Here is a 19,408-nt window from a genome sequence, read left to right as displayed (position 1 = left end):
CCCCCGCCGAATCCACCTGAACGGTGCCGCCATGGGCCGCCTCGGCCACCCTGCTTGGGTAGGGTGAACTGCATGTCCATCGCCCTCACGCTTGCCCTGCTGGCGGTCGGACTCATCCTCACCCCGCTGTTCTGCCGCTGGCTGGGACGCAACGCCGGTTGGCCGCTGGCCGCCGTCTACCTGGGCGCCGCGGTGCTCTACCTCCCGGCCCTGAAGGCCGGCGGCTCCGCTGGAACGGGAATCGACGCCGGCCCGGCACCCAATGCGTGGTCCATCCCCTGGATCCCGGCGTGGGGGATCGACCTGTCCTTCGCCGCCGACCCCATCTCGAGCGTCTTCACGCTGATCTCCCTGCTCATCGGCGCCGTCGTGCTGGTGTACTCGACCCGGTACCTCGACGCCGGGATGCCACCCTCGGCCTACCTGAGTTTCTACCTCGGCATGGCCCTGTTCACGGTGTCCATGGTCGGCCTGGTCACTGCCGATGACCTGATGGTGCTGTTCCTGTGCTGGGAACTGACCTCGCTGGCCTCGTTCCTGCTCATCGCCCGCTCGGGACGCGCCGCCTTCGCCCCGTCCATGCGCACCCTGCTGGTGACGTTCCTCGGCGGGCTGGCCCTGCTCGTGGCGGTCGTCCTGGTGGCCGTGCGCGCCGGCACCACCGACCTCTCGGTGATCCTGGACCCTGAGGCCGCTGGCGGCCTGTGGACGTCCGACCCGGCGTTCACCACCACCATCGGGCTGCTCATCGCCCTGGCCGCCATGACCAAGTCGGCCCAGTTCCCGTTCCACTCCTGGCTGCCGGACGCCATGGCCGCGATCACCCCGGTGTCCGCCTACCTGCATGCCGCCGCCGTGGTCAAGGCGGGCATCTTCATGCTCCTGCGGTTCTCCCCGGTGTTCCATGACAACGCGCTGTGGTCCGTACTGCTGGTCATCGCCGGTCTCGTCACCGCCCTCGTCGGCGGTTGGCGCGCCCTGCAGCAGCACGACCTCAAGAAGCTGATGGCCTATTCAACCGTGAGCCAGCTCGGGCTCATCGTCGCCGCCATCGGCACCGGCACGGAGGCCGGCATCGCCGCCGCCCTGATCCACACCATCGCGCACGCACTGTTCAAGTCCGGGCTGTTCATGATGATCGGGGTGGTGGACCACGCCACCGGCACTCGCGACCTGCGTCAGATGCCCGTGCTGCGCCGCGCCCTGCCCGGCACCTTCGCGGTGACGGTGCTCGGTGCCGGGGCGATGGCCGGCATCCCCCCGCTGCTCGGCTTCGTCTCCAAGGAGTCCATCTTCACCGCGCTCAACGCCTGGTCCACGGACTGGGTAGCCGCCGGAGGCGCGGCCAGCGGTGCCGCCGGAACCCTGCCCGCCTGGGCGGGCCCTGCGGCCCTGGCCGGTGCGGCCCTCGGTTCCGTGCTGACGGTGGCCTACTGCGCCAAGATCGTGGTGGGCGGCTTCTGGGACCCCGCGCGGGGTCCTGAGTCGGCTCTCGAAACGGTCCCGGACGGCCAGCACGACGCCGGCCACGCACCCGGCGCCATCCTCGTCGGCGCCACCGCACTGCCGATCCTGGCCTCCGTGGCCGCCCTCTTCGTCCTCCCGCTGCTGGACACCGCCGTCGGTGCGGCGGCCACGGCGGCCCTGCCCGGAGCGGAGGTGCACCCGCATTTCGTCCTATGGCACGGCGTCACCCCGGAGCTGCTGACCACCGTGGCGGTGTTGGCCGTGGGCCTGGGCACCCTGGCAGTCCGTCACCGTCTCTGGCCCGCCCTGGAACGCGCCCAGCTGCCGTTCAGCGGGGCCGGCCTGATCGAGTCCGCCACCTCGGGGCTGACGGTGCTCGGCTCAGGCGTCAACCGCCTTACCGCCCGGGACGCCGCCGCCTCCCACGCGGCGATGATGGTGCTCTCCCTGGCCGCCATCGTGGTGCCCGGCGTGCTCCTGCTGAACGCCGGCGGCGCCCTGCCGCCGCTGCAGCCGAACCTCAACCGGGCGTCCGACGTCGTGCTGCTGATCCTGCTGACCATCTCGGCCCTGGGCGTGGCCATGGCCCGCTCCCGACTCGGGGCCACCGTGGCGCTGTCCGCCGTCGGGATCCTGGTGACCGTGCAGATCGTCTCCCTCGGTGCCCCGGACGTCGCTCTCACCCAGCTGTTGGTGGAGTCCCTGACCGTCATCGTGATCATGCTGGTCCTGCAGAAGCTGCCTCGGACTTTCCAGCGCATCCGTGCCCGGCGCGCGGTGCCGGCCGCCCTCATCGCTGTGAGCGCCGGGCTGGCGACCGGCCTGGCCGTCTGGGGGCTGACCAGCCGCCGGGGGAAGTCGGAGGTCGGAACGTACCTGCTGGAGAACGGCCAGGACATCACCGGCGGGGTCAACATCGTCAACGTCATCCTGGTGGAGTTCCGCGCCCTGGACACCCTCGGGGAACTCTCCGTGCTGGGCATGACCGGGGTGGCTATCGCGGCCATCCTCTCCACCATCCGCAACCGCCACCTGGACCCGGAACTGATCCCCGCAACGCCTGGCGAGGACGATGGCTCCGACGCTCCGGAGGGTCCCGACCTCGGCAGCCCGACCGCCCGGCGCGCCATCCTGGACTCGTGGGGCAACACCAGCCAGCTGCAGCTGATGCTCAAGGTCATCCTGCCGATCCTGGCGGTCGTCTCCGCCATCCTCTTCCTGCGCGGCCACAACGAGCCCGGCGGCGGGTTCATCGCGGCACTGGTCGGCTCGGCCGTGGTCGGACTGCTGTACCTCTCGACCTCGAAGGACCGTCAGATCGGCCCGCCGCGCGCCCCGTTGTACCTCATCGGCGGCGGCGTGGTGATGGCCGTGGCCATCGGCCTGGTGAACATGGCCTTCACGGGGACCTACATGGAGCCCCAGCACGGTTATCTCCTGGGGCAGCACGTGACCACGTCCATGATCTTCGACGCCGGCGTCTACCTCGCCGTGATCGGGCTGGTCATGCTCGCCTTCAACGTCCTCGGCACAGCGCCGGCCTCCGCTGAGCAGGAGGGCGGCGAAAGCACCCGGGAGCGGGTGGACGAGGCATTCCTGGGGGAGATGGACACCCCGGCGCCGGACACCCTGGAGGAACCCGAACCCGTGACCAGCTCCATCCCCGTCCGGCCGCAGACGCAGCACATCTCCACCGGTGTCCCACCCGAAGAATGGGGGCGGTGACATGTTCGACTCCACCTTCGTCCTCGCCATCACCGTGGGCGTGCTGACCACCGCCGGGGTCTGGCTGCTGCAGCAGCGGGACATGGTGCGCGCCATCTTCGGGCTCACCCTGATCTCCCACTCCGCGAACCTGCTGCTGCTCGCCACCGGGGTGCCCGGCTGGCGTCACGAGCCGCTCATGGACGGCACCACCGTGGCCGAGGCCGCCGACCCCCTGCCGCAGGCCTTCGTCCTGACGGCCATCGTCATCGCCATGGCCACCACCATCCTCATGCTCGCTCTGGCGGTCATCGGCCGGAACGACGACCAGGAGAGGGCGCCCACCGTCAGCGACCACGACGACGACCAGCCAGACGACCGACCGACCAGCCAGCCAGCCGGTCAGTCCGACGGACAGCCAGAGAGCCAGCAGGGGGTGGACCACGCATGACCGAGCAGTTCATCGGTTCCCTGCTGCCGCTCTTCGTGGCCGTCCCCCTGCTGTTCGCCGGCGTCTCGGTGATCCTGCGGCGCCGGATGCTGGACCGTATCCTCATCATCGCCGTCCCGGTGCTGGTGCTGGCCGCCGCCGTCGCGCTGATGATCCACCACCGGGACGTCCCCGTCCTGGCGAGCGCGATCGGCAGCTACGAGGGCGGCATCGCCATCCCGTTCGTCTCGGACACCCTGACGGCGGTGATGCTGGCGACCACCGGCCTGGCCACCGCCGCCTCGTGCTGGTTCCTCACCGCGTCCGGTGAGGACCGCCTGCGGTTCGTCCCCGCCCTGGCCCTGATGCTGATGTCCGGCGTCAACGGCGCCCTGCTGACCGGGGACCTGTTCAACCTCTTCGTGTTCGTCGAGGTCATGCTGCTGCCCTCCTATGCGCTCATCGCGGTGACCGGCACGTGGCGCCGGCTGGGGATCAGCCGCATGTTCGTGATCGTCAACCTCGTCACGAGCGCGATCCTGGTGATGGGCGTGGGTCTCGTCTACGGCTCGGCCGGTACCGTGAACCTGGCCGCCCTGGCCGGACGAGCCGGCGAGGACCCACAGGTGGCGCTGGCCGTCACGGTCGTGTTGCTGGCCCTGGCCATCAAGGCCGGCGTGGTCCCCGTCCACGGCTGGATGCCGCGCGCCTACCCGGGCACGTCGGCCGGCATCATGGCGCTGTTCTCCGCGCTCCACACCAAGGTCGCCCTGTACGCGATCTTCCGGATCTACTTCACCGCCTTCGCTCCCGGAGGTTCGGCCGGCACGGCCGGAAGCACGGTGACGACGCCGGCCCCCCACGGCACCGCGACCACGGTCGCGGTGGTGATCGCCGTCGTCGTGCTCGCCACCATGGTGCTGGGGGCGCTCGGTTCCCTCGGCGAGAGCCGTTTCCGCGGGGTCATGGCCTTCCAGATGATCGCCGGGGTGGGTCACATCCTCATCGGCGTGGCCATCGCCTCACCGGCTGCCGTGGCCGCCGGCCTGTTCTACCTCATCCACCACGTGGTGACCATGGCGTCCCTGCTGACCACGGCCGGCGCCGTCGAGCAGACCTATGGCACCGGAATCCTCGGCAAACTCTCCGGACTGCTGCACCGGGACCGGCTGGCGGCCGTGGTGGTGGCCCTCGGCCTGCTGTCCCTGGCCGGTCTCCCGCCGACCTCGGGCCTGTGGGCCAAGCTGGGGCTGGCCCTCTCGGTGGTCGGGCCAGAGGGTGGTGGCGGCAATCCCGCGTGGTACGCCCCGGTGTTCCTGACCGCGATCGTGCTGGCCTCCGTGGCGACCCTCGTGGCCCTGCAGCGTTTGTGGGGCAAGTCCTTCGCCGGTGAGCCGTTGCGGACGTATCGGCCGATCCTGGCCGACGGCAGCAGGGATCGGGGCCCTGAGGAAGCGGTTCCGGACTCCGTTCGGATCCCGGGCCGGCTGCTGGCTCCCGGCGTCGTGATGATCGGGGTCTCCGTGCTGCTCTTCGTCTTCGCCGGTACGCTGATGCCGTTCATCGAGACGGCCGCGGCCGGCCTGTTCGAGACCGCCCCCTATGTGGAGGCTGTGCTGGGAGGTGACATCGAATGACTGACCATTGGCGCTTCAGCATCTGGAACATGGTGCGCTATCTGGTCTGGCTGATCGGCCAGGTCATCTCAGGTTCACTCCAGGTCGCCCGGCGGGCCCTCACACCCGGAACGTTCGCCGAACCATCGATCGTGGGCTTCCCCCTGCGCTGCGCCACGGACCTCGAGGTGACGTGGATGGCCTCGTCCATCACCATCACCCCGGGCACCCTGGTGGTCGGCACGGCGCACGGCACGGACACGGAGCCGGCCACGGTCTTCGTGCACTCCGTGTTCGACTCGGACCGGGACTCCGTGCGTGATGGACTGCGGGAGATGGAGGACCGGTTGCTGAGGATGACGCGGGGCAGCGGCTGGGAAGGCCGATCCGGAGGGGTTTCCGGATCAGGGCCGGGGGCAGGGCACGGAGTAGGGCCAGAGCAGGAAGGGAGCGGCACCCATGAGCATCGACTCCGTCCCTGACCTCCTGCTGGTCCTGGCCATGGGCATCCTCGCCGGCGCGGTGGTGCTGGGACTGTTCCGGATCTACTCCGCCACCTCGGCCGCCGAACGGGCGGTGGTCGGTGACCTCGTCTACTTCGCGGCCATCGGCATCCTGATGATCATCGGCATCCAGACCGGCTCGGCCATCATCCAGGACGCCGCCATGCTGGCGGCCTTCCTGGGCATCGTGGCGACCGTGGCGCTGGCCCGCATCCTGACGAGGGGGGAACGCTGATGGCTGGATTCGAGGTCTATGAGTTGGCAGCCGCCGTGCTCATCCTCGGCGGGGCCCTGTTGGTGCTGCTCTCCGCCGTGTCCATGCTCCGGGCGAAGGACGCGCTGCAGATGATGAACGTCTTCTCCCCGGCCACCGGGATGGGGCTGCCCCTGGTGGTCATCGGGATCTTCGTCCACCTGACCAGCCGGGACGGTTTCGAGTGGTGGACATTGATGATGGCAGCTGTGACGATCTGTGCCCTGGTGATCGTGTCCTCCCTGGCCTCGAACACCCTGGCGCGTGCCGTCTACCAGTCCGGTGCGCCCCTGGACCCGGCCACCCATCCGCAGGACCTGGCCGACGCCGACTCGGGTGGGCAAGAGTCAGCAGAGTCAGGGGAGCCAGGAGAGCCAGCAGAGAGGACAGGCCGGGCGGCATCCGACGAGTGAGCGCGGCATTCATCGATATCTCATCCATGCCTCATCCACGTCTCATTCCGGCCCTGCAGGATATTCACAGGATCTTCAAAGGACGGAAGCAGACTCCATGGCTCAGCACACACCGCAGAACAGTGCAGGTGCGCGGGCGGCGCGTACCAGCGGCGGCCGGCGGGCCGTCGTCGTCGGCTCCGGGCCGAACGGGCTCACCGCTGCCGCCGTGCTGGCCCGGGCCGGCTGGGTGGTGGACGTCTATGAGCGCCACTCAGCCTTCGGCGGTGCCTCCGCGTCGACGGACCTCCTGGGGCCGGGAACGATCGTGGACCTGGGCGCCGCCGGGCACTCCTTCGGCGTGGCCAGTCCCGTTTTCCGCGACTTGGGCCTGACCGCTCACGGTCTGGAATGGCTCCACCCCGAATACCCGATGGCGCACCCGCTCGACGGGCGGCCCGCGGCCCTCCTGCAGGACTCGATGGAGGCCACGGTCAGTGGACTGGGCCGTGATGGAGCGGCCTGGCAGCGACTGCACGCACCACTGGTCGGGAACATCGACGCCCACCTGGAGAACATCCTCGGGCCGTCCCTGGTCCGCCTGCCTCCACACCTGGTCAGCATGGCCCGGTTCGGGGTGCGTGCTCTCTGGCCGTCCGGAGCCCTCGGCCGCACGATCTTCCGGGACGAGCCGGCCCGGGCCCTGTTCGCGGGATCCTCCATCCACGCCATCCTGCCGCCCTCACACCTGTTGACCTCGGCCTTCGGCCTGATCTTCGGGGCCCTCGGCATGACCCGCGGCTGGCCCGTGGCCCGGGGCGGCTCCCAGGGGATCGCGGACGCGCTGGCCTCCGTCCTGCACGCCCACGGAGGCCGCATCCACCTGAACCACGAGGTCACCGACCTCGGTGAGTTCGCTGGTGCCGATGCGATCCTGCTCGACCTCACACCTCGGCAGTTGCTGCAGCTCAAGGGCGCCGACCTCACCGATCGGTACGCCGGCCATCTCAAGCGGTGGAGATACGGCACCGGGGTGTCCAAGATCGACTACCTGCTCGATGGACCGGTCCCGTGGACGGACCCGCGGGTCGGTGGCGCCGGCACCGTCCACGTGGGCGGGTCGCTCGCCGAGATGGAGCACGCCGAGCGCGAGGCCAAGGCCGGACGCATCCCGGAGAGGCCTTTCGTCATGGTCTGCCAGCAGCAGGGGGCGGATCCGTCCCGTGCCACCGGTGAGGCCGCCGGCAAGACCGTGCTGTGGACCTATGCCCACGTGCCCGGCGGCTACGACGCCCCGGTCGGCGACCTGATCGAATCGCAGATCGAGCGGTTCGCCCCCGGTTTCCGGGATCGCATCGTCCACCAGGTGGCCACCCCGCCGTCGGCCCTCGAGTCCTGGAACCCCAACCTCATCGGTGGGGACGTGGCCGGCGGGTCCATGGGCGGGCTGCAGCAGATCCTGCGCCCCGCCCCGGTCCTCAGCCCGCACCGCACCTCCACGCCCGGCCTGTACCTGGCCTCCTCCTCCACGCCACCCGGCGGAGGAGTCCACGGCATGGCCGGCCTCCACGCTGCCAGGGCCGCCATGGCCGACGCCGCCGCACACCGCTGACGCGGTCCGGGCCGCGCCGTGCTGCCCGGGACCCGTTGCTCGCCATACCCACGCCGTCTCAGCCGCACCCACCCGTATCCGCATCCGCCCCTATCCGCACTCACCCGTATCCGTTTCCACTCGCACCCACACCGAAAGGATCGATCGTGACCATCGACCTCTCGCACCACCTGGCCATCGTTCCGGCACCGCGCGCGGCGGAGCGCGACCTCTGGGCGCTGGCCGCCGGCGTCGCCTTCGCGGCCGTGTTGCTCTCTCCCGTACGCCACTACTTCAACGGCAAGGACAAGAACGAGGAGGACTCCTTCCCGCTGTCCACCTATCCGATGTTCTCCGATGACCGCAAGGACCGGACCCGGATCCCGCACGTGGCCGGATTCACCGCCGACGGCGAACGGATCGTCCCGCACTACAGTCACTTCGGTGCCGGTGGGCTGAACCAGGTCCGCAAGCAGATCACCCGCATGGTCCGCCAGGGCCGCGCGGTGGAGGTCGCCCAGCGCTACGCCGATGCACTGGCTCAACAGCAACGCCGAGCCGCAGGTCAGGGTGCGAGCCCCGCAGCCCAGAGGCGGCGCAGGGAAGCCGGCATCGTCCGCGTGGAGATCGTGCGGTCGCGGTATTTCTTCGACACGTACTTTGCCGGCAACACCACACCGCAGATGGAGACCGTCCACGCTCGGGCCGACGTCGGCGGGACCGCGACGGCCGTGTCCGAGACCCGGCATGACGACACGCAGGATGCGCAGGGGCCGCCCACCGGACCCATGGCCCGCTCCGAGTTGGGCAACGTCCCGCCACGGCCGATCGGCACCGGCAACACCGCGGGCGACTATGTCACCGAGAACACTGTCCAGACCGCACCCCGGAACACATCTACGACCGCAACCGAGACCGCAACCGAGACCGCAACCGAGCAGGAGGCCACACCGTGAACGGCGCCGGCAACACCTTCCCGTCCTTTGAATCCCCGGCGTTCCAGAAGGCTGTCGACCTGTTGCGGCCTGCGGCCCAGCCGATCCGCCCCGCGGTGCTGAGGGTCGCCACCGGAATCTTCTCGGCGGCTCACAACATCAGGCGGCGGGCCATGTTCCGCAGACTCCACGCCCAGGACGCCTCCCAGTTCACCCCGGTGGGAGTGGTCAAGATCCTCAGGAAACCCCTGCCACCGCGAGTGGCCGACGGGATCTTCGATGCGGCGCAGGTGGTGAACATCGCCGCCACCCTCGGCGTGGGCCACCGGGTCACTGGACCGCTCAATGCGGCCCTGCAGCTGTGGACCATCAGCTATCGCAACTCCTGGACCATGCTGCTGCACAGTGACAACATGCTCACGATGCACCAGATGGTCCTGGGTACCACGCGGTCCGCAGACGCCCTCAGCATCGACTCACTGCTGCGGGACGGCACGCTCTTCCCGCAACGCCACGACCGTGCCTATGGGGCTGTGCCGACCGCCATGAACGTGGCCACCGTGGCCGTGTACTTCATCTCCGGTATGGCGAAGGTCCGCGGCCCGCTCGGTCTGAAGTGGGCCGGGGGAGATGTCTTGCGCGGCCAGATCGCCGTCGACGGGATGCGCAAGGACCTCTTCGGCTCGACCAAGCCGGAGGCCGGGGCCGCGCTGTACCGGCAGAAGGAGCTGTTCACCGTGATGGCGGTCGTGTCTCTGGCCGTGGAGCTCGGGGCGCCCCTGTCCCTGATCAACCGCCGGCTGGGTCAGCTGTTCGCGGCCGGGGCGTGGGGGATGCACGTGGGCATCCGCATCATCATGGGGATCAAGTTCAAATACAACATCTCCGGAGTGTCCTACCTGCCCTACTTCCCGATGGGACCGCAACTTCCTCGCTGAGGGCCGGACGCACTGAAAATGCCCGGAGTGATATGAAACACCCGTTTCGGGGACATTGTCTACATAGATAGTCACATGCTGTAACGCCCCGGAAACACGCGGGATTACGGGACCCCCGGCTAAGTTACGGGATGGTAACGATTGGCTCTTCAGCGGACTATTCAATGTTGCTTTCGCATGTTGCGGGGCTATTCTCGTGCACACCTTGTGGTGTTGCTCACCCTCCAGTGCTGAAACGGAAACCTGGTTTCAGTGCCGGAATCGGACCGGCCCTCCCACCCCATCCGGGTCGGATCGGGAGCACACCACGTCTCGCACCTGTTCGAATGGAGACGCTTTGATGAAATACACAAAGCTTTCTGCCGCTGCTGCTCTTCTGGCCAGCTCGGCGCTCGTCCTGTCCGCCTGCGCGCCGGGTGGCCCGGCCGAGAACGAAGAATCCGGCACCGCCGCACCTGAGGGCGGCAATGGTGAGGTGATGACCGGCGAGGCCGGCAACAAGCTCACCGCCGAACCCGAAGGCTCCGGCCTGGCCGACCTGGGGGAGGTCCAGACCGAGGACGGCTCCATCTCCTACTCCGTGGGTGAGGACGAGTTCATCTCCTACAACGGTATGACGCCGGAGACGTACTCCACGTATAACTCCGCCATCACCGAGCGAATGACCCAGAGCTTCTACTACTACGGCACCGACGGGACGATCTATCCCAACGAAGAGCTCGGCACGTACGAGAAGATTTCGGACGATCCGCTCCAGGTGAAGTACACGATCCACGAGGATGCCGTCTGGTCTGACGGCACCCCGGTGACCGCCGCCGACTACATCTTCAAGTGGGGTTGGCAGAACCCGCGCATCGCCACCGGCGAGGGTGACGAGGCCGCGCCGCTGTTCAATGCCATCTCCCACACCCTCGGCGAGTACGTCCCCGAGGCGCCGGAGGGTGACCCTGCGGGCAAGGAATTCACCTTGACCTACGCGGAGCCGTACGCCGACTGGGAGATCATCATGGATACGGCGTTGCCGGCCCATGTGGTTGCTGAGCAGTCCGGTATGGGCATGGACGCCATGCTTGAGGCCATTCAGAACGAGGACGCCGAGGCGTTGGCCCCAGCCGCCGAGTTCTTCAACACCGGCTGGAACACCTCCCCGGGCACCTTGCCTGCCGAAGAGATCGCCCCGTCCATGGGTCCCTACAAGTTCAGCAGCTGGGAGCCGGGCCAGTCCATCACCCTGGTGGCCAACGAGGAGTACTGGGGCACCCCGCCGGCCACCGAAGAGTTGGTCATCCGCTTCGCCGCCGCCGACACGCACGTGCAGGCCCTGCAGAACGGCGACCTGAACGTCATCGAGCCGCAGGCCACCGTGGACACGCTCGAGCAGTTGGAGGGCCTGGGCGACCAGATCGTCATCCAGCAGGACGCCTCCCTGACCTGGGAGCACGCGGACTTCAACTTCATGGAGGGCTCGCTCTTCGCGGACAACCGGGAGTTGCGTGAGGCCTTCGCCCTGTGCCTGCCGCGTCAGCAGATCGTGGACAACCTGATCAAGCCGCTGGATCCGGAGACGATCGTCATGAACGCCCGCGAGGTGTTCCCGTTCCAGGAGAGCTACCAGGAGGTCGTGGACGCCTCATATGAGGGCCAGTACGACGAGGTCGACATGGAACGCGCGACCCAGCTGGTCGAGGAATCCGGTGAGACCAATCTGGACGTCCGAATCGGTTACAGCTCGCCGAACCCTCGTCGTTCCGAGACCGTGGCCATGATCAAGTCCTCGTGCGATGAGGCCGGCTTCAATATCATCGACGCCGGCCACGCCGACTTCTTCGGTGTGGTCCAGCCGCAGGGCGACTACGAAGTGGCCCTGTTCGCCTGGTCCGGTTCCGGTCAGATCGCGTCCGGCCAGAACATCTACTCGACCGGCGCTCCGCAGAACTACGGCCAGTACTCCAACCCTGAAGTGGATGAGGCCTGGAGCACGCTGGCCGGCTCGGTGGACCCGGCGGTCCATGCCGAGCAGGTGAAGGTCATCGAGAAGCTGTTGTGGGATGACCTGTTCGGCGTCCCGCTGTACGCCCACCCGGGGATCGTGGCCCACTCGGCCGACATCGCCAACGTCCGCAACACCGCCACTCAGACCGGCGCCGTGTGGAACGCGGAGCAGTGGGTCCGCGTCGAATGATCGCCTGAGCTGACCAGTTCGCTGATCAACCGGCGCTGAATCGCCACCGAAGGCGCACCGCAGTTGGGGCCCGACCACATCCGGCCGGGCCTCAACTGTTCCATTGACCCGCTGGGGATCCCCTACCGGTGACATCGGGTGTTCCGTGACGATTCAGGCAGACCTCCTCGACCCCCTGGTACGGAAGGCAACGTTCTGTTGTGCTGAAATTCATCCTCCGCCGTTTCGGCAGCTCATTCCTGGTGTTGCTGGGGGCGTCTCTGCTGCTGTACGTGCTCACCATCAACTCGGGCGACCCGCTGGCCGACCTGCGGGAATCCAACGCGGACAACCGCGAATACCTCATCGAACAGCGCATCATGTTCATGGACCTGGACCAGCCCTGGTATGCGCGCTATTGGGACTGGCTGACCGGCGTCGGCCAGTGCTTCATCGGCCAATGCGACCTCGGCACCAACCGGTCCGGCCAGGAGGTCATCGACCTGCTAGGCCTGGCAGCCTCATCGACTCTCCGGCTCGTGGTGCTGGCCACCGTCATCGCCATGGTCTTCGGTGTTCTCATCGGCATCCTGACGGCCATCCGGCAGTATTCCGGGATGGACTACGCGGTGACCTTCCTGACCTTCCTGTTCTTCTCGCTCCCTGTCTTCTGGGCCGCCGTGCTCCTGAAGGAGTACCTGGCCATCGGCTTCAACGACTGGCTGGCCAGTCCTGATCCCGGGTTCAGCTGGCCCACGATCATCGCCGTCGGCCTGGTCCTGGGCCTCGCCCTTCAGGCCATCTTGGCCGGAAATGCCCGACGCCGGCTGCTCACCTTCCTCGGCGCCTTCGCCTTCACCTGTGTCGCCTTGCCCTACATGGACTGGCTGAACTTCGCCCGCTATCCGCAGCTCGGGCCGGTCGTGATCACGTTGGTCGGCGTGGCGGCGGCCGTCGGGGCCACCGTCCTGGGGGCGGGCCTCAAGAACCGCCGTGTGCTCTACGCCGGTCTGATCACCGCCGTGCTTGGCCTGGTCGCCTACTACGTCACCTACAACCTGCTGTGGGATCCGAACTGGCTGATCATCTTCGTGCTCTCGGTCGTGGCCATCGGGCTCGCCGTGCTCGTTGGCCGGCTGATGGGCGGGTATTCCAAGGGTGCGGCCACTCTCGTCTCGGTGTTCACCGCCGTGGTGATGGGCGGGCTGATCATCGTCGAGCACCTCTTCCGCTCGTGGCCCTCCTACCTGGAGATCGTGGGACGTCCCATCGCGACGATCGGCTCGCAGACGCCGAACTTCACCGGCACGTTCTGGGAGGACTTCCTGGACAAGGGCACCCAACTCCTGCTGCCGACGATCGTGCTGACCCTGATTTCCCTGGCCAGCTATTCGCGTTACACACGCGCCTCGATGCTCGAGGTCAGCCAGCAGGACTACATCCGCACCGCCCGCGCCAAAGGCCTGAACGAGCGGCAGGTCATCCTCAAGCACGCCTTCCGCAACTCCCTGATCCCGATCACGACGATCATGGCCTTCGACTTCGCCGGACTCATCGGTGGTGCGGTGATCACCGAGCAGGTCTTCGGCTGGCAGGGCATGGGCAACCTCTTCCGCGTGGGCTTGGAACAGGTGGACCCCGCCCCCGTCATGGCCTTCTTCCTGGTCACGGGTACCGCCGCGGTGCTCTTCAACCTGCTGGCCGACATCCTGTATGCCGTCCTCGACCCCCGGATTCGAGTGTGAGTCGCATGAGCAACGAGAACGGGACCCCCCGCAATGAGAATGGACCCTCCCAGCAGGCCGTAGACCTGGCCAACCTGGCAGAGGTAGAAGACGCCAAGCTGCGTCAGCAGACCGGGAAGTCGTTCAGCCAGGGCCAGCTGGTCAGGCGGCGTTTCCGCCACCACAAGGCCGCCATGATCTCTGCCGTATTCCTGGTGCTGATCTTCATCCTGGCCTTCACCTCCATCGGCTATGCCGGCATCCCCGGCTGGTGGGACAAGGACTATGCGGCGACCGGCGCAACGGTGAACGGCGGTGCCCCCACCCTGTCCGTGGTGCCCGAATGGCTGGGCGGAGAGGGCATCCGCTGGGGCGAACACCCCTTCGGTCAGGTCACCACCGGCAACGACTTCTTCGCACTGGTGATGCGCGGCACCCAGCAGTCGCTGATCATCGCCATCGTCGTGGGCATTGTCTCCACCGTCATCGGTTCCGTGGTCGGCGCCCTGGCCGGCTACTTCCGTGGCTGGATCGATTCGGTGCTGATGCGGGCGACCGACCTGGTCATCGTCATCCCGCTGCTGGTGCTGGCCGCCGTCCTCGGCCAGATGTCCTCCGGGCTCGGTGGCGGGATCATCCCGCTGGCGCTGGTGCTGGGTCTGGTCACGTGGACCTCTCTGGCTCGCCTCGTCCGCGGCGAGGTCCTGTCTCTGCGCGAGAAGGAATTCGTGGCCGCTGCCGTGGCCATGGGCGCCAAGCCCGGACGCGTGATTCTGCGGCACCTGCTGCCCAACACCATCGGGGTGATCGTCGTCAATGCCACGTTCGCCATCGCGGCGGCCATCCTGCTGGAGACCTCGCTGTCCTTCCTCGGATTCGGCGTCCGTCCCCCTGACTCCTCACTCGGCCTGCTCATCAGCCAGTACCAGAGCGCGTTCACCACCCGGCCATGGCTGTTCTGGTGGCCCGGCATGTTCATCCTGGCGATCGCCCTGTCCGTGAACTTCATCGGTGACGGCCTCCGGGACGCCTTCGATCCGCGTCAGGGCTCCCGCGGCAGGAAGCGTGGCTTCCTGGGCTTCTCTGGCCGGTCCAAGGACCTGGCTGCCGCCACCGCCGGCGCCGACCGCCCGAGCATGGATGCCGGGCCCAGAGTGCCCGGAGGTGGCTCGCAGATCGGCGGCAACACCCCGACCCAAGGACCCTCCGACCCCCGTGGCTCGGGAACGATTGGAAACCCATGAGCATCTTCGGACGCAAGAGGAACACGAACGACCAGAACCACCAGGGCTCGCACGGCGATCAGATCGCCGGCAGTGCGCGGCCGGCGTCGGGCACGTCCCCGGCAACCGGCTCACTGGGGCTGGTGCAACGCCACCCCGACCGCGACGGCAGGCCGATCCTGTCCTTCCAGGACGTCTCCGTCACCTTCAACACCGAGTTCGGTGACGTCAACGCCGTCAAGGGTGTCAGCTTCGACATCAAGCCCGGCGAGGTCGTGGCGCTGGTCGGCGAATCCGGCTCCGGGAAGTCGGTGACCTCGTCAACGGCCATGGGACTGCTCCCGGCCAACGCGAGCGTCACCGGTACCGTCATGCTGGGGGACCGCGAGGTCACCAAGCTGGACGCGAACGGTCTGCGCAAGATCCGCGGCCGGCACGCGGCCATGGTCTTCCAGGAGCCCATGACCGCGCTGAACCCGGTGCTCACGGTGGGGGACCAGCTCACCGAGTCGCTCAACGTGCACGGCATCGCCTACGGCACCGAGGCGGACCGGCGGGCGGTGGAGCTGCTGGAGATGGTCGGGATCCCGGACGCCCAGCACCGGCTCAAGCAGTACCCGCACCAGTTCTCCGGCGGCCAGCGCCAGCGTATCGTCATCGCGATGGCCATCAGCTGCTCGCCCGAGGTCATCATCGCGGACGAGCCGACCACCGCCCTCGACGTGACCGTGCAGGCCGAGATCCTCGAACTGCTGCGCTCGCTGAAGGACCAGCTGAACACCGGCATCCTGCTCATCACCCACAACATGGGCGTGGTGGCGGACATGGCCGACCGGGTCTGCGTGATGCTGCGCGGCGAGCTCGTGGAGTCCGGCGAGGTCCACCAGGTCATGCAGAACCCGCAGCACCCCTACACGGAGCGGCTGCTTGGCTCCGTGCCACGCTTGGGTACTGAACTGCAGGTGGCGGAGCCGTCGCCGGTGACCTCCACCCAGACCACGGCGGTCTATGCGATCGAGGCGCAGGGCCTGTGCATCGAGTACGACCACCGGGGTAAGAAGAACCGCGTGGTCCATGACATCGACTTCACGGTGGCCCCGGGGGAGATCCTCGGACTCGTGGGGGAGTCCGGTTCCGGCAAGTCGACCATCGCCAAGTCGGTCCTCGGGCTGCTGCCCGTGGCGTCCGGCTCGCTCAAGATCCACGGCAGCGACCTGACCCGGCTTGCCGGGAAAGATGCGCGCGCCCTGCGCAAGCGGATCGGCGTGGTGTTCCAGGACCCGGCGGCCTCGCTGGACCCGAGGTTTCCGATCGGCGATGTCATCACCGAACCGATGGTCATCCACAACGTCGGCAACCGTCAGACTCGACTGGACCGTGCCTACGAGCTGCTGGACGCGGTGAAGCTGCCGCGCTCGGTGGTCAACCGGTTCCCGCACGAACTCTCCGGCGGCCAGCGTCAGCGCATCTCCATCGCCCGGGCCCTGACCCTGGACCCGGAGGTGTTGATCGCGGACGAGCCGACGTCCGCCCTCGATGTCTCCGTGCAGGCCGCGGTCCTGGACATGTTCGCCGAGCTGCAGTCCCGCTACGAGTTCGCCTGCCTCTTCGTCTCGCACGACCTGGCCGTGGTGGACATGCTCGCGCACCGGGTCCTCGTCCTGAAGGACGGCCGCCAGGTGGAACAGGGGCCCACGCAGGAGGTCCTGCACCATCCGACGCAGGAGTACACCAAGCGACTGCTCTCGGCGGCTCCGGTGCCGGATCCCGATGAACAGTTGACCAAGCGCACCGAGCGTCGTCAGCTGCTCGAGTCCCTCGGGGAACGCCCGTACTGAGGCGGGGTGGTCCGAGGCGTGTCCGAGGGGATTGGCTCGGTCCCGTATAATCGGACGGGGCCCTTGACGGCTAACAACCTCTTGGCACCCGCCAGCCCGCCGCCCTCGATGAACAGGCACCCCTATGACTGAAACCCTCACCCAGCGCACCGACCTCCGCAATGTCGCCATCGTGGCCCACGTGGACCACGGCAAGACCACCTTGGTGGATGCGATGCTGCGCCAGGCCGGCGCCTTCTCCAGCCACGGCGAGGTGGAGGACCGGGTGATGGATTCCGGCGAACTGGAACGCGAGAAGGGCATCACCATCCTCGCCAAGAACACCACCGTGTTCTACTCCGGTCCCTCCGCGAAGGGCGAGTCCGTCACCTTCAACGTCATCGACACCCCCGGCCACGCCGACTTCGGTGGCGAGGTCGAGCGCGGACTGTCCATGGTGGACGGCGTCGTACTGCTCGTGGACGCCTCCGAGGGCCCGCTGCCGCAGACCCGCTTCGTGCTCCGCAAGGCCCTGGCCGCCAAGCTTCCCGTGATCCTCGTGGTCAATAAGACCGACCGTCCCGATGCCCGCATCGACGGCGTGGTCTCCGATTCCATGGACCTGCTGCTGGGCCTGGCCTCGGACCTGTCCGACGAGGTCGAGGACCTGGACCTGGACTCCGTGCTGAACCTGCCGATCGTCTACGCCTCCGGCAAGGCCGGCAAGGCCTCCCTGACCCAGCCCGGTGATGGCGAGATGCCGGACAGCGAGGACCTGGAGCCGCTGTTCGCCACCATCATGGAGCACATCCCGGCCCCGACGTACACCGAGGGCGAGGTCCTGCAGGCGCACGTCACCAACTTGGACGCCTCCCCGTTCCTGGGCCGTCTGGCCCTGCTGCGCATCTTCAACGGCACCCTGAAGAAGGGCCAGCAGGTCGCCTGGGCCCGCCAGGACGGCCAGCTGAAAAACGTGAAGATCACCGAGCTGCTGGGCACCAAGGGCCTGTCCCGCGCGCCGATCGACTCGGCTGGTCCGGGTGAGATCGTGGCCGTCGCCGGCATCGAGGACATCATGATCGGTGAGACCCTCACGGACGCCGAGAACCCGAAGCCCCTGCCGCTGATCACCGTGGACGATCCGGCGATCTCCATGACCATCGGCATCAACACCTCCCCGATGGCCGGTCGCGTCAAGAACGCCAAGGTCACCGCGCGCCAGGTCAAGGACCGTCTGGACGCCGAGCTCATCGGCAACGTGTCCCTCAAGGTCCTGCCGACCGAGCGTCCCGACGCCTGGGAGGTCCAGGGCCGCGGCGAGTTGGCACTGGCCATCCTGGTGGAGCAGATGCGCCGCGAGGGCTTCGAGCTGACCGTGGGCAAGCCGCAGGTGGTCACCAAGACCATCGACGGCAAGGTGCATGAGCCGATGGAGCTGATGACCATCGACACCCCCGAGGAGTTCATGGGGCCGATCACCCAGCTGATGGCCGCCCGCAAGGGCCGCATGACCGAGATGAAGAATCAGGGCACCGGCTGGATCCGCATGGAGTTCAACGTGCCGGCCCGAGGCCTGATCGGCTTCCGCACGCAGTTCCTCACGGACACCCGCGGCGCCGGCATCGCCTCCTCCTACGCCAATGGCTTCGAGCCCTGGGCCGGTCCGATCGAGTACCGGGACAAGGGCTCCCTCATGGCGGACCGTTCCGGCACCGCCACGCCGTTCGCCATGATCAACCTGCAGGAGCGTGGCACGTTCTTCGTCCAGCCGGGTGCCGAGGTGTACGAGGGCATGATCGTCGGCGAGAACTCCCGCGCCGATGACATGGACGTGAACATCACCAAGGAGAAGAAGCTCACCAACATGCGTGCGGCCTCCTCTGACTCCTTCGAGGGCCTGACCCCGCCGAAGAAGCTCACCCTGGAGGAGTCCCTCGAATTCGCCCGCGAGGACGAGTGCGTGGAGATCACCCCCGAGGAGATCCGCATCCGCAAGCTCATCCTGGACGCCGGGGAGCGCAGTAAGGCCGCCCGCGCCCGTGCCCGCTCCTGATCTGCGGGACCACCAGCAGGGTCCGACGCCGTCCGGGCAGTCCCCGGACGGCGTCGGGCCGCGCTCGGGCCCGGAACGGCGGGGCACCCGCCCCGAAGGCCGACGCGGCTGGGTGCCGCTGCTGGTCGCGGTCCTGATCGGGGCCGGCGTCGGGATCCTCGGGACCGTGCTGCACCTGCACTTCAGCTGGATCGGAGGCACCACCACTGAGGAGGGCGCCTGGGTCCTGCCCTGGGGTGCCGCGCTGGCACTGTTGCTCGTGGCCTCCGCGCAGCTCTGGTGGACCTTGAGGTCCTCAGTGGCCTGGACCGGGGGAGTCGTCGCCATCGCGGCGTTCACCACCGCCATGGTCCTGGGGAACTGGCCCGGTCTGGACACCTTCGCCGTGGCTGCCAATGACTACACCCTCGCGGTGGTCCCCGGTCCGGCCATCGCCGGGACGGTCTGGGTCTGGGGCATCCCGGCCGTGGCCATCATCACGATGCTGTTGGCCCAGTCTCTTCTGCGCCACCCGGTGGCACGGGACTAGACTGGATCCAGAATCCCAGGTCCGGTGATGTCCGGACCCCATTCCGACCCCCTGGAAGGTGGACGGTTCCAC

At 67.9% G+C, this 19,408-nt stretch carries 15 protein-coding genes; all 15 read left to right on the top strand.

Annotated elements, in window-relative coordinates; all coding sequences use genetic code 11:
* Nucleotides 1-72: 72 nt before the first annotated feature.
* The 15 genes from BOSE125_RS08645 to BOSE125_RS08575 all read left to right on the top strand — a co-directional run bounded on the left by BOSE125_RS08645 (nucleotide 73) and on the right by BOSE125_RS08575 (nucleotide 19,336).
* Nucleotides 73-3,192, top strand: coding sequence for a DUF4040 family protein (locus BOSE125_RS08645; RefSeq protein WP_159551749.1), 3,120 nt, complete (start codon nucleotides 73-75; stop codon nucleotides 3,190-3,192).
* 1 nt (nucleotide 3,193) lies between these two features.
* Nucleotides 3,194-3,622 (top strand): sodium:proton antiporter, encoded by a 429-nt coding sequence (locus BOSE125_RS08640; RefSeq protein ID WP_159551747.1) that lies wholly within the window; start codon nucleotides 3,194-3,196, stop codon nucleotides 3,620-3,622.
* A complete protein-coding gene (locus tag BOSE125_RS08635) occupies nucleotides 3,619-5,238 on the top strand; it encodes a proton-conducting transporter membrane subunit (RefSeq protein ID WP_159551745.1) in 1,620 nt (539 codons plus the stop codon). The genes BOSE125_RS08640 and BOSE125_RS08635 overlap by 4 nt, the downstream gene beginning before the upstream one ends.
* Nucleotides 5,235-5,699, top strand: coding sequence for a Na+/H+ antiporter subunit E (locus BOSE125_RS08630; protein ID WP_159551743.1), 465 nt, complete (start codon nucleotides 5,235-5,237; stop codon nucleotides 5,697-5,699). The genes BOSE125_RS08635 and BOSE125_RS08630 overlap by 4 nt, the downstream gene beginning before the upstream one ends.
* Nucleotides 5,677-5,955: a monovalent cation/H+ antiporter complex subunit F gene (locus BOSE125_RS08625; RefSeq protein ID WP_159551738.1), complete on the top strand. Its 279-nt coding sequence runs from the start codon at nucleotides 5,677-5,679 to the stop codon at nucleotides 5,953-5,955. The genes BOSE125_RS08630 and BOSE125_RS08625 overlap by 23 nt, the downstream gene beginning before the upstream one ends.
* The gene (locus tag BOSE125_RS08620; protein WP_159551736.1) at nucleotides 5,955-6,386 is read left to right on the top strand and encodes a monovalent cation/H(+) antiporter subunit G; all 432 of its coding nucleotides are present in this window, start codon (nucleotides 5,955-5,957) and stop codon (nucleotides 6,384-6,386) included. Before BOSE125_RS08625 ends, BOSE125_RS08620 begins: the two co-directional genes overlap by 1 nt.
* 97 nt (nucleotides 6,387-6,483) lie before the next feature.
* Nucleotides 6,484-7,977 (top strand): NAD(P)/FAD-dependent oxidoreductase, encoded by a 1,494-nt coding sequence (locus BOSE125_RS08615; RefSeq protein WP_159551734.1) that lies wholly within the window; start codon nucleotides 6,484-6,486, stop codon nucleotides 7,975-7,977.
* 146 nt (nucleotides 7,978-8,123) lie between these two features.
* Nucleotides 8,124-8,912: a hypothetical protein gene (locus tag BOSE125_RS08610; RefSeq protein ID WP_159551732.1), complete on the top strand. Its 789-nt coding sequence runs from the start codon at nucleotides 8,124-8,126 to the stop codon at nucleotides 8,910-8,912.
* A complete protein-coding gene (locus BOSE125_RS08605) occupies nucleotides 8,909-9,829 on the top strand; it encodes a hypothetical protein (RefSeq protein ID WP_159551730.1) in 921 nt (306 codons plus the stop codon). Before BOSE125_RS08610 ends, BOSE125_RS08605 begins: the two co-directional genes overlap by 4 nt.
* A gap of 340 nt (nucleotides 9,830-10,169) precedes the next feature.
* Complete coding sequence (locus BOSE125_RS08600; RefSeq protein ID WP_159551728.1) at nucleotides 10,170-12,011, top strand: ABC transporter family substrate-binding protein; 1,842 nt, start codon at nucleotides 10,170-10,172, stop codon at nucleotides 12,009-12,011.
* A 200-nt stretch (nucleotides 12,012-12,211) separates the two neighbouring features.
* Nucleotides 12,212-13,735 carry an ABC transporter permease gene (locus BOSE125_RS08595; RefSeq protein WP_159551726.1) on the top strand — a complete coding sequence of 508 codons (1,524 nt, stop codon included), beginning with the start codon at nucleotides 12,212-12,214 and terminating at the stop codon, nucleotides 13,733-13,735.
* 5 nt (nucleotides 13,736-13,740) lie between these two features.
* Nucleotides 13,741-14,958, top strand: a complete 1,218-nt coding sequence (locus BOSE125_RS08590; protein WP_159551724.1) for an ABC transporter permease — start codon at nucleotides 13,741-13,743, stop codon at nucleotides 14,956-14,958.
* Nucleotides 14,955-16,775, top strand: a complete 1,821-nt coding sequence (locus BOSE125_RS08585; protein WP_159551722.1) for an ABC transporter ATP-binding protein — start codon at nucleotides 14,955-14,957, stop codon at nucleotides 16,773-16,775. Before BOSE125_RS08590 ends, BOSE125_RS08585 begins: the two co-directional genes overlap by 4 nt.
* A 124-nt stretch (nucleotides 16,776-16,899) precedes the next feature.
* Nucleotides 16,900-18,807, top strand: a complete 1,908-nt coding sequence (gene typA / locus BOSE125_RS08580; RefSeq protein WP_159551720.1) for a translational GTPase TypA — start codon at nucleotides 16,900-16,902, stop codon at nucleotides 18,805-18,807.
* Nucleotides 18,794-19,336, top strand: coding sequence for a hypothetical protein (locus tag BOSE125_RS08575; RefSeq protein WP_159551718.1), 543 nt, complete (start codon nucleotides 18,794-18,796; stop codon nucleotides 19,334-19,336). The genes typA and BOSE125_RS08575 overlap by 14 nt, the downstream gene beginning before the upstream one ends.
* Nucleotides 19,337-19,408: the final 72 nt, after the last annotated feature.

Source organism: Citricoccus sp. K5 (assembly GCF_902506195.1).
In the GTDB taxonomy this organism is placed as follows: domain Bacteria; phylum Actinomycetota; class Actinomycetes; order Actinomycetales; family Micrococcaceae; genus Citricoccus.
Note: the sequence above shows the minus strand (reverse complement) of the source record. Positions and strands in the feature narration are given on the sequence as shown.

Bases quoted from the DNA above. Each gene is read 5' to 3' on its own strand.
- BOSE125_RS08600 (WP_159551728.1), top strand. From the start codon at position 10,170: ATGAAATACACAAAGCTTTCTGCCGCTGCTGCTCTTCTGGCCAGCTCG.
- BOSE125_RS08635 (WP_159551745.1), top strand. From the start codon at position 3,619: ATGACCGAGCAGTTCATCGGTTCCCTGCTGCCGCTCTTCGTGGCCGTC.
- BOSE125_RS08640 (WP_159551747.1), top strand. From the start codon at position 3,194: ATGTTCGACTCCACCTTCGTCCTCGCCATCACCGTGGGCGTGCTGACC.
- typA (WP_159551720.1), top strand. From the start codon at position 16,900: ATGACTGAAACCCTCACCCAGCGCACCGACCTCCGCAATGTCGCCATC.
- BOSE125_RS08585 (WP_159551722.1), top strand. From the start codon at position 14,955: ATGAGCATCTTCGGACGCAAGAGGAACACGAACGACCAGAACCACCAG.
- BOSE125_RS08615 (WP_159551734.1), top strand. From the start codon at position 6,484: ATGGCTCAGCACACACCGCAGAACAGTGCAGGTGCGCGGGCGGCGCGT.
- BOSE125_RS08645 (WP_159551749.1), top strand. From the start codon at position 73: ATGTCCATCGCCCTCACGCTTGCCCTGCTGGCGGTCGGACTCATCCTC.
- BOSE125_RS08630 (WP_159551743.1), top strand. From the start codon at position 5,235: ATGACTGACCATTGGCGCTTCAGCATCTGGAACATGGTGCGCTATCTG.
- BOSE125_RS08590 (WP_159551724.1), top strand. From the start codon at position 13,741: ATGAGCAACGAGAACGGGACCCCCCGCAATGAGAATGGACCCTCCCAG.
- BOSE125_RS08625 (WP_159551738.1), top strand. From the start codon at position 5,677: ATGAGCATCGACTCCGTCCCTGACCTCCTGCTGGTCCTGGCCATGGGC.
- BOSE125_RS08620 (WP_159551736.1), top strand. From the start codon at position 5,955: ATGGCTGGATTCGAGGTCTATGAGTTGGCAGCCGCCGTGCTCATCCTC.